The following is an 11,967-nucleotide window of genomic DNA, read 5'->3' as shown; positions in this document are numbered from 1 at the left end:
CGTGGTTGAGGGCATGGGCACCCCTCTGAGTGCGGTCCCTTACCTCAACGGCACCCTTTTACATGTAGAAGCTGTAACTGACCTGCGGTCGTTCGTTCGGATCTACGTACTTCATGATATCGCCAATCTTACTGGCGCATTCGAGCGTGATGGGCAGCCGTCCATCTAGTTGTGTGTTGTTCCAATTCATCTTCGTTAGCCCCAGAATTTCTTCACAAAGGCTATCCAATGACGAGTCCTGATCGTAAGCTGTCACCCTTATAGGGCTGGGCACGTACATTCCCGGATAGGTCTTGTAAAAGTCTACCGTGCCGCGCGTGTAAAGGATTCCGTCAGACTCTGACATCGTCAGGAGCGTCCCACGCTTCGGCGGGTAGTTCTTGTCCCCGAAGAGGCGGATATCAGTGCCTGTTATCGCCACAAAGTCGCGCGAGCGGATGCCTTTCTCCTTCAGCGCCCGGCGGAACCCAACTTGCTCGCTGTCGCGGAAATGGCTGGATTTATGGATTACAACGCGAGCCGGCATGTGCTGGAGCGCCCGGTCATATTCGTCTAGCGCATCACGCAGTAGTTCATAGGCTTGCTGCTCGGAGAGGTAGGGGCGGCGATTCTTCTTGTCAATCGACACCGGCGTGCCGCGCAGGATGATGCCGTGGCCGAATTCATCGAAGACCTGGGCCAGGCTCGATGAGACCGTCTCGCCATCACGACTCTTGTAGAAGCCAATGCCTATGTAGCACGATGGGGGCTTGGCATTGTCCTCAACAAGCCGCCACGGGATTGTACGGTTACCCTTGTAGTAGAGCGCCGTTGCAAAGTTCCACGCCTTAGTCGCCGCGTCCTGCTGATCGCCGGAGTGCTTGGTAACAAGCATGGTCTTCTCGCGTACCAGTTGGAGCGGAGTACTCAGGTGCATACACCGCGCCTTCAGGATGCGCCGGAAATTGTGCTCGAGCTCCTCGCTGATCGTTTCGCTCCCGACCGTCGTCGTGACCGCGTCGAATAGTTCGTTCGGCAGGACGCAGACGATGACATCGACTGCTCTGTTCTCCGCGAGAAAGCGCACCTGCTCGTAGAAGAGATCAACCGCCCGATCAATTCGGGCCTTCCGCGTGTCTAGTTGCAGAGCGCTAGTAATCTCTGACTTCTGCAACGGTCGGGTGTACTGCGGTGAGTTGATGAGACGTGTAAGAAAGCCATGATTTGGGCTGATGCCGCCAAATCCTCGAAAGAGGTTTAACAACTTTGAGTCAGCCTTGCGCTCAACTCCGGCCCTGCATTTCGCAAGCCATTCGTCCAGAAGGTCGATTCCTTCTCCGCGCCCGACTACACCGATTCTCAGTTCGGTGCGGCGCAGCTCGTCACGTTTGTCATAGACCCCCATCTGCTCGATACCGGTACGCGGGCAGATATGTGTACCTGTGCCGAACTCCAGCAATGGTTCCGAGAGAATCGTGAGCTTCATGCCGCCACCTCATCAGGATCACCGCCATTCCTGTCGACGTCCTCCTCCGACTCATTCATCAAAGCCTCAGCCTCAACGCCTCGGTTCGTTTCGAGCTGTACAAGCGACCGGTAGCAGATGTCAGAGCTAACCGCGCCATCATCGCTCAGGCCGGCTAGGAAGTATGCGATGAAACGAACCTGATCGCGCACGGTTGCATTGTGCTCTTGACGTTTCTGCTTCGACAGAAGGTCTTCGTGCCAGTTCGATCGCTTGTAGCCGTTGAAGGAATAGTACCAACTCGGCACAATCTCAGCGTACCACGCATCACCGATATTGATGAACGAAAGCTCGAAGGACAAATGCTGATGATGCGCGACCTTCGAGGGGTCTTTCGTCTGTTGGACAACCTTGTAAACACGCCGCTCCGACCGCTTTTTGCCGATCCACGACTCTTTGCGCTCCGTCTGCCCCTCCATGCTCGGGCCGAAGAAAAAGAACCTATCTTTTGAGTGCAGTCGCACTTGTTTGCCCTTCAGGCGCTCCTGGGTCTGCGCGATGAGGAGTTGTTTGAGGACGTTCACGTTCTCGATCTCCGGCGAGCCGGAGAGGTCAGACACATCCAGCCGTTCCGGCGTTCCCGCGTCGATGATCGCCGCTAACCCCGTTTTCTCCATGTCCTCAAACGCGAAGATCCTGCCATCGTAATAGACCCAGGCATCCGTATCGACTCCTTCCAGTAGGAGGGCCATTTTTATTATCGAGCGCCGGTTCGTTGATCGACCACCATAGTTCAATTCGGCCTTCGCACGCGCGATCACTGCCTTATCGTCAATCGCGAGTTCCGCAACGTAGACAGATTCTGGAAGTTCAACAGCCTGAAGGTTGGACGTGATCGTAGTCGGCGTCTCGATGGTCTCAGTGCTGAAACTGATGAAGGCTTCGGTCTCGCCCAAGATATACTCGAACTCCTTTAGGATTCGTTCTTGGGCTGCGACACGTAGGGCGGACACCTCTCGAAGAAGATCACCAAGGTCTATTATGTGCTTTTTGCAGATGAAGGAGAATTGGTCGGTTAGCAGTCCGTCAATCGCCGCTTGGCTGTAGGAGGACTGCTTTGGGGTGATCATCAACACATATAGTTCGTCGAAACTGTTATAGTAGGTCCGATCCATAAACTGCTGGACGGTCGACTTCACTTTGTCGAGCGTGGTGGTCGCGGTGATCTGAAACGCGACCCGGTCGTGGTCATCGCCGAGATCGATTCCAGGGTAGTTCTTCCGCTTACGGTTCAGGTTTACGAGGTTTGGAAGATTATAGATCGCTTTCAGGATCGGGATGAATGCATCTTCAAGGGCCAAGTTGATGTCCGTGCGGCCTTGGGCTGTAGCCAGCTCGACTTGGCGTTCCAAACGACTGACTAAATCACGGAGGCTATTCTCAACCGTCAGCTGCCTCATCGACCATCCCTTCACGAGGTTACGCGAAGAGAGATTAGGAACATCGAGTGAACATTTCAAGCTGTTGCCGCCCCGTAGGTAGAGCGGAGGCGACGATATGGCGGAATGGATCCAACCGTGGGCGTTGCTCATCCGCGTCCGGGGCATTGAGAGCTAGAGTCGTCGTGCAAAACGTGTCTCCAGGCATTTCGCTGGAGCAGACATTCTTTCACGATGCCGCGAAAGTACGCCTCATCCTATGCATGAACGTTCGCCGCAGAGAAATGCTGCTCTGTATGCGAGTGACCGCTTTCGGAAATGCCGCGCCGCAGTCGCAGCTCGGGTTCGACCGGCGAATAAGGGCCGGGCGCTGCGGTGCCCGGCGTAACCTTCCTCTCCGCGATCATGCTCGCTGCGACCTGCCACTGGTCCGCGGTAACCGCATAGCTTCGGGCCGAAACTCCGGTATCAGTCTGCTTCCCTTCCTGAGGCTCGTCAGGTTCCACGATCCAAGCGCAGGCCGGATCACTTGCAACACCGCACATCCCCATTCAGTTCCAGGCTACCAGATCCCCAGCAGCTTTTGCTTCGCGCGTTACCATCGCAGTCACCCGGCCCTTTTCGCGCGATGAAAATTCCACGCTTCGGGCGATTGCTCACCCATGCCAACAGGCGCAAATCAGCGACCGGCTCCGGTCTCCGCTGCATGAAAGACCAAGGGCAGGTCAGAAGCGCTCTTCGATATATTTTTATCCTGATATTTGAGGGAGTTCCCGCCCGGAGGGTCAACAAGCGTTGACGAATCGAGAACTGGCTGAGTTGAATTGTCTCAGATGCTTGGTTCTGGGAGACCAGAATTTTCTGGGAACGTGGATATGATTGTTCGCTTTGTGCACATTTTCGTGGTCATGCTCGCAATATTGAGCCAGTCGGTGCTTGCTCAGAGCACTGGAGACATCGTCTACCGGGAGATGTGGGAATCCCTCGATAGCGAAAATGGCAATATTCCGAAGTACGCGGATTCGCCCGAAGCCGTCTGCAAGTTGGTCAATGAGTATGGCCATCCCAAAATTTATTACAAGGCCAGATTCTATGAAGGGATCAAGCCCGTTGCCTCGTCAGCGCCCGGCACTGCAGTTCTGTGCTACTCGTTCTGCCAGGGCGAGGAAATTTGTGGCGGCAACAACCCCCCACCAAATAAAGTGTCGCATCCTGCAAATCTTGTTTGCATGCGAGAAGATACTGCGACCGGCGAACTCACACGGAAGTGGTATGGCCGTTGCCCATGCGAGACCTGCGGCGACTCGGTTACTGTGAACAATCCTGTCGAGCTTCCCGGGCGCACCAAGGTTGTCCGCGAAGTCGATTGGAGTGCGCCGTCTGAACCGCGGTTTGCGATCGATCGGTTCTATCGCTCAGACACGCTGCTGGTTCGGGAATTTGAAGGGTCAACAAATGCGAGAGACCCGCTGGGTGGTGTCTGGCGGTTTGGATTCGATGACCGGATGGCCAAGACGACAAACAATCCGTATGATCCGGATGACACCACGAGCTATTGGCGTTTCAGAATGGGTTCTGGACGCTCGATCCATTTCCTTGATGGAGATTGGTCGGTGAAGCTCGGCTTCGGCGGCGGGGCCTTCTACGCGGGCGGCACCGCAGGTCGGGCATTGATCGACGACGGTCGCGGCGTCGTGCGGGAGTTCTCCAGCGCCTACACGTCACCCTTCCCGTTGTTGAGTGTCCGCTGGCCGGATGGCTACAAGATCAGTTTCACTCGGGGCTATACTGTCCAAGCTGAGATTACCAAGATGGCCGACAATCGGGGCAACGTCGCTGACTTTGTCTATGAGTGGTTTGTCGTACCGACTGCTGATCGCCCCATGATCAAGGAAATCGTGCTGTCCCGAAAGAGCGGTAGCACGACGACCGCTTTCGGCAAGATTGTCTACACCTATCAGGCGATGACCTACGGGACTGGGGATCGCGCTATTTCGATACCTAAGCGGCCCGTTATTACCGGGGTCGACTTCGTAGACCTTACCACCAGCACCTCGCATCCGATCCGCAGATACACCTATGAGGTAGGCGGCGAGGGTGAGTTCGCTTGGCCCCCCCTCCTGACAGAAATCTCTGATGGGAAAACTGACGGGAGCGGGCAACCTATTCCATTCGCCGAATACTCGTACGAATGGAGCCCAGGAGCAGACCGATCGGGAGGCAGCCTCGGCCGCAAAGGTTTGAGCAATCCTTACCCGGTCTCATCAACGCTTCACGAAGGCGATACCAGTCCCACTCTATATGGGCAAACGCCACTCACCCAAAGCCTGTCGGTCGAAAATCCCAAGGGCCTCACAGAAACCTATGAATTCGATGCGGTGGAGTCAGAGACACGGCTCAAGAACGTGTCGGTGGATAGCACGGTTGGCGTTCTGGCAACCACAGTGGCGAATACCTACGATACAGACGGCCTGGTGATTGCGCGCATCGAACGAAATGGCAGCAAGACGGAGTTCGTGCGCAACAGCCGCGGCCTTGTAACGGCCATGACAGAAGACGCGGATGGCGGCGCGCCACGTGTCACCTCTTACACGTGGCACTCGACTTTCCGGCTTCCGCTTACGCGAACCACCGCAGGTCTGACCGAAACCTTTACCTGCGATGCCAACGGCCTCCTGCTGACGTATTCTCAGACGGATACGAAAGCGGGCAGCCCGATCAACGGGCAGGTGCGCACCTGGACTTATGGCTACACTTCTCTTTCCGGGTCCGGGGCGATGAAGGTTCTGACATCGGTCAATGGGCCGGGCCTGACGACCGAGGGCGTGACAGACCTCACAACCTATGCTTATACCGCAACGGGTGATCTTGCTTCCGTGACCGACCCGAACGGCCTCGTTACCTCGGTGATCTCGCATAACAGCAATGGTCAACCGACGGTGGTGGAAGCCCCCGACAAAAGCCGCTGGACCTTCGCTTACGACTGGAAAGGACGTGTGACCTCTGCTGGCTTCGCAGGCCCCGGACTGACGCCCGCGATCAGCAGCTTTGTCTATAATCACTCTGATCAGATCGTCAGCCTGACCAACAGCCGTGGCAAGACCTGGATCTTCGAATACAGCGCCGCCCGCCGGTTGATCTCAAGCACCTCGCCCGAGGGGGATGTCGCGTCCTTCGAATATGACGAATTGGGCAATGTTTCCCGGACCGAATACAGCGATGGGACCAACCCTGCCACATTCTGGGAAGAAACCGAATTCGACGGGCTGAGCCGCATCCTCAAGACAGTCGGCGCCATGGGGCAGGAATGGGATTTTGCCCATGACGTCGAGGACAATCTGACCGGCGAAACCGATCCGCTGACCTATGGCACGACGCATGCCTATGACGCCTTGAACCGTCTGATTTCGACAGTGGACCGGGAGAGTTTCACGACGGGCATGGATTACGATGCCCATGACCGGCTCACCGAATATACCGACCCGCGTTCGATCGAGACCGCCTTCACCTATAACGGCTTCGGCGAAGTCGTCACCGAGACCAGCGCCGATCGCGGCACGATCCAATATACCCATGACCGTCGCGGCCTGGTCACCTCGCGCACCGACGGGCGCGGTATCACCGTGAACTACGCCTATGACAATGGTGGCCGACTGACCCTGATCGACTATCCCTCTGGCGGTATCGGTGACATCGCCTTCACCTGGGACCAGCCCTATCTCGGCGTGCCGGTCGATTCCAACAAGGGCCATATGGGTCGCATCGACGATGGCACGATCCGGATGGATTTCGGCCATGAAGTCACCGCCACCGGCCCGCGCGTCACCATGACCGCACTCTACCCGGCAGCGCGCAGCTACACGGTCGTCGAGGAGACGGATTTCGAGGGCAATGCAACCCGCACCGTCTATCCTTCGGGCCGTGAGGTCCTGGTGGATTTCGGCGATGACAACCGGTCCAGCCGCATCCGTGTCAAGGACGGCGCGACCTATACCACCCTCCTCGACCAGATGACCTACGCGCCGAACGGGCCGATGATCTCGGCGCTTTATGGCGACGGCTATACCCAGATCCGCAGCTACGACCTCAGCTACCGGCTGACCGGAATCGAGGATGCGCTTGGTGCCACGCAGCTGCGCGATGTCAGCTATGGCTATGAGGGCCGCGACAATATCAGCGCCATCACAGATGCGCTGGTGCCCGGCAATTCGGAAAGCTTCGGCTATACGCCGCGCGAAAGCCTGGCCTCGGCCTCCGGTCCCTACGGGTCGCTCGGCTTTACCTATGACGGGGTCGGCAACCGGGTGAGCTACAGCTTCGTCGCCGGGACCGACGGCTATGTCTACCCGACCACCTCGAACCGCTTGACCCTGATCAACCTCGCCACCGGCGGCACGCGCGGGTTTTCCTATGACGGCGCGGGCAATGTCGTGGCCGAAGCACGCTCGGGCGCGACCCATGCCTATGGCTACGATGCCGCAGGCCGCATGGCGACGTTCCAGATCAACGGTTTCCTGCAAGCCTCGTACAAATACGACGCGATGGGCCGCCAGGCGATCCGCACGCTGACCTCCGGCCCGGTGACGATCCATTCGGTCTTCGACAGCCAGGGCCGGCGCATCGCCGAGTACAACGAGACCTCCGGCGCGCTGATCCGGGAATATGTCTGGAACGGCTGGGAGCCCATCGCCCTGATCGAAAGCGGGGTGGTGTATTTCGTCCGCGCCGATCACATCGGTCGGCCGGTCTTCGCGACCAACGCGAGCGGGGTGAAGGTCTGGAGCGCCAGTTACCTGCCCTTCGGCGAGGTGCATATCGCGACCGGCGCCCTGCCGGACAACCGCTTCCCCGGCCAGTGGTACCAGTCCGAGAGCGGCTTGCACCAGAACTGGATGCGCGATTACGATCCGACGACGGGGAGGTATCTGCAGGCCGATCCTCTGGGGCTGGTGGATGGGGCGAGCGTCTATGGGTATGTGCGGCAGAACCCGGGAAGATGGGTTGATCCGCGCGGTGAAAACCCTGCTTTGATCGTACCAATCATTGAGGCCATTATCGCAGGAGCAGGTGTTTCCGGAGGAAGTGCTAATGTAGTCGGTGTTGGAATCATCGCAGGCGGCCTCATTGTTAGCGCGACGCCGACGGGTGAGGGGACAAAGCCTGGAAATGCCCCCTACAGCCACGCAGATGAAGCGGCTGCCCTTGCGTTTCAAATGGATCCTTGGGGCGGAGGTGATTACTGCGAACGATTAAAGCGCGCGATCAACGTTCTAAGAAAGAACATCGAATGGAGAAAGTTGGACTTGAATCCGCAATCTATAGGGTATCCCGGGCATTTGAAAAGAATTGCAATCCTTCGCAAAGGACTTGATAAACTGGAGGCCAACTACAGAGCCGTTTGTGGAGGTGATTGCCCAGATGAGTAGCACAGAGACACATGCGAACTTAGCAACGTCTGTCTCTCGACTCGACGGATTCCTGTACGCCGTAAGTAATTTTAGCGGCAATATTCGGGAATATGAGAGCCGGGCCTTTTTTGTATTCGGACAAGCTAATAAGGACACTCTCGAAACACTGATCAACGCTCACTACTGTGGGCAATACGAATTCACACTAGGTTCACTCAGTGTCATTGGCGACCTAAAGTTGCTTGAAGACAGTTTACTCGAGTTTCTGATTGGAGGCGAAAGTCCCCTCCAGCCTGATCGCATCCATGATATTAAGCAAGTTGTGCTACTTAGAATAATGGACATGATTGCAGACATATTTTCAAGCTACCAAGGCAGTATTCTGAGAATATACAAAGCTCTTGAGAACTTGAATTCTAAAGCAACTGGAACTGTCTTCTTTTGCTTGGTTGGGCGGGATGGGCTTCTTGTAATACAGTTTAACCACTACCCATAGATTCTCGATTATGGGTGCACGTTCCCGCAAAACAAGACGCCGGCGCCGGGATTCGCATTCGATATTGAACCTTCGCGCCATATTCCACGATTTCCTATCGCGCATCGCAGAACCGCCGAAACAGCATATGCTAGTTGGTTTCACATTGACGGCCACCTTGGTGCTTGCAGGATCACTAGTCTGGATAGCGGTCAGCGATCTAAGGACCCACCAGATACCCGACCTCGCAACAGTGCTCATCGCTAGTATCGGCATGGCACAAATTGTCCTCGGCTTTGTGCCGAGCCCTCTCATCACTCTCGTACTCTCCGCCCTGATCCTCATCGGCCTCGGCTGGCTCAGCGGCCTCTACTGGAACCGCCATGGCCGCGAGGCGCTGGGTCTGGGCGATGTCAAACTCCTCGCCGCCGGAACGCTGGTCGTGGGCGCCGAGCGGTTCTGGCTGATGCTGCTTCTGGCCTCGACCGGCGGGCTGGTCGCGGCACTGCTTGCGCGCAGAAAGCGCCAGGACGGCATTCCTTTCGGCCCCTTCATCGCCTATGCCATTCTGGTGACTTTCATGACGTCAGGACCCGTGCCATGAACCGCCCCCGCCCCGCTCCGCGCAATCGAAAGGCCGGGATGACGCTCTTGGAGGTGATGATCGTCCTGGCCATCATTGCGCTGATAGCAGGCCTTGCCGCGCCGCAGCTGATGGAAACCTTCGGACGCGCCAAATCCCGCGCCGCGACGATTGAGATGGAAGGCCTGAAAGGGGCGGTGCAGCTTTTCTATATCGACACGGGCCGATACCCTTCCGAAGCCGAGGGGCTTGAAGCCTTGCTTGCCGCCCCGGCCGGGGTCGACAATTGGCAGGGCCCCTATCTTGAAAGCGCGGACAGTCTGCTGGACCCGTGGGAGAACCGCTATCTCTACCGCTCGCCCGCGGCGGACAAGGCTTTCGAGATCATGAGTTACGGCCGCGACGGCAGGGCTGGTGGGACCAGCGAGGACAGCGACATCTCGATTTGAAAGAACGCCTTGCCAGGCCGGACGACCATCGGTGGTAGATCGCCGCTTGCCGAGCCGAAGGTAATCCGCACCAGCTGAGGCAGGCCAGCGCCTTCGGGCCAATCTTTACCCCAGCGTGCATCCTGATCAGATCGACGCTGGCCCCAATATTCGAAACTCAGTCTGGCATCGGGCGCAGCAAGATCGACCATAACCTCGATCTCGGTGGACTGATCGGCTGAGATGCCATTAGTGTACAGCCGCGCGCTGTCCTGGCCCAAGCGGACGTCGACCGCGGCCCCAGGCCAAAATCGCAGATCCGTGGCCTCGGCAAGAAAGCGCAACTCCGTCGCGCTGCCGATGAACAAGGGGCGATTGTCCAGCGGTACCGGAGCGAGCAGGGCATGTTCCAGCCAGTCGCGCAGCGCCCGGCGGGCCAGCGCCTGATCGACCGCAGCCGAAAGGCTGGTGCTGCGGTCCAGATAACGGATGCCAAAGCCCAGGCCCGAGGTCAGCAAGATTGCCAGCATCGACATAATCGCAAGCGCGATCAGCGTCTCGAACAGGGTGATCCCCGCTTTTGTGCTGCGGCGGATCATGGCTTCGGCCTAGCGACCAGCGAGGTCAATGTAACCGCCATCTCGGGTATGCGCCAGACCGTCGCTTCGATCTCGACATATCGGATCAGCTCTCCCAGCTGTTCCGGCGTTTCAGGCTGATAGTCGCGCTCGGATATCCGCCAGGACCAGCCCGTCGCATCCTGCCCTTCTGCCGCCATTTGCGGAAAGGTGACACGATATTCCTCGATGAGAGAATAGGCGAATTCCGTCGCGACCAGACGGTCAAGTCGCACGCGCGCCTGAACGGCTTGCTGGGGCAGGATCGCCATGATGGCGCCCAGCATCAGCGAGACCACTGCGAGCGAGACAAGAACTTCCAGCAACGAGAAGCCCGCACAGCGTTTTCGGACGACTGAGGGTCTAGAACGCAAGATCATTGATCGAAAGCAGGGCAGACATGACGGAGTATACCAGGAAGGCAATCCCGCCGCCGATGATCAGCGTAAGGGCGGGCGTGAGGAGCGCCATGGCGCGTTGGATCCTGCGTTCCGTCGCGCTTTCAAGCGACATGGCGATGGCGTCGAGCACGTCGGGCAATGTGTTGGCAACCTCGCCAACCGCATAAAGTTCTCGGAACAGGGGCGGAATCAGTGGGTCCACCGCAAATGCCGTACTCGCCGGGCGTCCGCTCTCCAGTGTCGCCGAGGCTGCCAGAAATGTTCGAGCAAGGCTCTGTTCCTGAAACGCTTCGGCCGTTTCACGCAAAGCTGCGACTGCAGGCACGCGCGACCGCAGCAAAAGCGCCAGCGCCCCGGTCAGACGTGCAAGGGCCGCATCGCGCAAGATCGGGCCCAGGAACGGCAACCGCATCACCAAGTCCAAGACGCGCGAGCGGCGAGAGCGCAGAAGGAACGTGCCCCCCAAGGTTGCTGCGAGCAATGCAATCGCAAGCACTGGTCCCCAGGCGACCAATCCGTTGCCCAGGCGTATGAAGAGCGCGAGCTCTCCCGGAACCGGCCGGTTTACTGAGTGAAAGACCGCGGCAAGCTCGGGGGCAAGCGAGACGGTCACGATCAGAAACACAATGATGCCGGTGATGAGCAAGATCAGCGGGTAGACCAAGGCGCTGCCGAGCTGGGAGGCGATCTTCTCTTGTCGCCGTAAGGTCTCAGCAAGCGAGGACATCATGCTGGCTCCGCGACCGCTCTGCTGTCCGATCCGGGTCAAGCTCCCGAATAGCGGGGATAGCCCGCTTCCCGCCTGCATGAACGCATCAGACAGGAGTTTGCCATCTTCCATTTCCTGGTGGACACGCACCAGAAGCCGTTTGAGTCGGGGCTCCCCAACAGCATCGCGAAGCACCCGGATCATCTGCGGGTCCGTGAGACTTGCACGGCTCAGTACCGCCATCTGTTCAGCAAGATCAGCCTGGCTTGCGAGAGGAATTGTCCGTTGCCAGTAAGGTTTGCTTGGATGCGAGATCGAACCACTGGAAGCGGAAGTCAGCTCGACGACCGTCAAACCCATGCCGACCAAGCGTTGCCATGCCTGGCTCTCATTCGATCCATCAATATTGCCGCTTTCGCGCGCGCCACTCGCATCGAAGGCGACATAGCGGAATTGCGGCATA

The 11,967-nt window shown here is 57.9% G+C and carries 8 protein-coding genes; 3 read left to right on the top strand and 5 right to left on the bottom strand.

Annotated elements, in window-relative coordinates:
- Nucleotides 1–58: 58 nt before the first annotated feature.
- Nucleotides 59–1,465, bottom strand: coding sequence for an argonaute/piwi family protein (locus ACED67_RS08090; protein WP_395541059.1), 1,407 nt, complete (start codon nt 1,463–1,465; stop codon nt 59–61).
- A complete protein-coding gene (locus tag ACED67_RS08085; protein WP_395541058.1) occupies nt 1,462–2,904 on the bottom strand; it encodes an SMEK domain-containing protein in 1,443 nt (480 codons plus the stop codon). Before ACED67_RS08085 ends, ACED67_RS08090 begins: the two co-directional genes overlap by 4 nt.
- Before the next feature lie 854 nt (nt 2,905–3,758).
- Between ACED67_RS08085 and ACED67_RS08080 the strand changes: the two genes are divergently transcribed.
- The 3 genes from ACED67_RS08080 (at nt 3,759) to gspG (ending at nt 9,798) form a co-directional block, all read left to right on the top strand.
- Nucleotides 3,759–8,309 carry an RHS repeat domain-containing protein gene (locus tag ACED67_RS08080; RefSeq protein WP_395541057.1) on the top strand — a complete coding sequence of 1,517 codons (4,551 nt, stop codon included), beginning with the start codon at nt 3,759–3,761 and terminating at the stop codon, nt 8,307–8,309.
- A gap of 488 nt (nt 8,310–8,797) precedes the next feature.
- A complete protein-coding gene (locus ACED67_RS08075) occupies nt 8,798–9,370 on the top strand; it encodes a prepilin peptidase (RefSeq protein WP_395541056.1) in 573 nt (190 codons plus the stop codon).
- Entirely contained in the window at nt 9,367–9,798 is a 432-nt protein-coding gene (gene gspG / locus ACED67_RS08070) for a type II secretion system major pseudopilin GspG (RefSeq protein ID WP_395541055.1), read from the top strand. The genes ACED67_RS08075 and gspG overlap by 4 nt, the downstream gene beginning before the upstream one ends.
- On the opposite strand, the gene ACED67_RS08065 is transcribed toward gspG, so the two are convergent.
- The 3 genes from ACED67_RS08065 to ACED67_RS08055 are packed head-to-tail and all read right to left on the bottom strand — an operon-like array spanning nt 9,741 to nt 11,966.
- Entirely contained in the window at nt 9,741–10,376 is a 636-nt protein-coding gene (locus tag ACED67_RS08065; protein ID WP_395541054.1) for a type II secretion system protein J, read from the bottom strand. The two genes, gspG and ACED67_RS08065, sit on opposite strands and share 58 nt — an antisense overlap.
- On the bottom strand, nt 10,373–10,774 hold the full coding sequence (locus ACED67_RS08060; RefSeq protein WP_395541053.1) for a type IV pilus modification PilV family protein: 402 nt from the start codon (nt 10,772–10,774) through the stop codon (nt 10,373–10,375). The genes ACED67_RS08065 and ACED67_RS08060 overlap by 4 nt, the downstream gene beginning before the upstream one ends.
- Nucleotides 10,758–11,966, bottom strand: coding sequence for a type II secretion system F family protein (locus tag ACED67_RS08055; RefSeq protein WP_395541052.1), 1,209 nt, complete (start codon nt 11,964–11,966; stop codon nt 10,758–10,760). Before ACED67_RS08055 ends, ACED67_RS08060 begins: the two co-directional genes overlap by 17 nt.
- Between the last annotated feature and the right edge of the window lies 1 nt (nt 11,967).

The organism is Neotabrizicola paludis (assembly GCF_044142105.1).
GTDB lineage: Bacteria > Pseudomonadota > Alphaproteobacteria > Rhodobacterales > Rhodobacteraceae > Pseudogemmobacter.
This window is presented reverse-complemented; position numbering and strand designations above follow the sequence as displayed.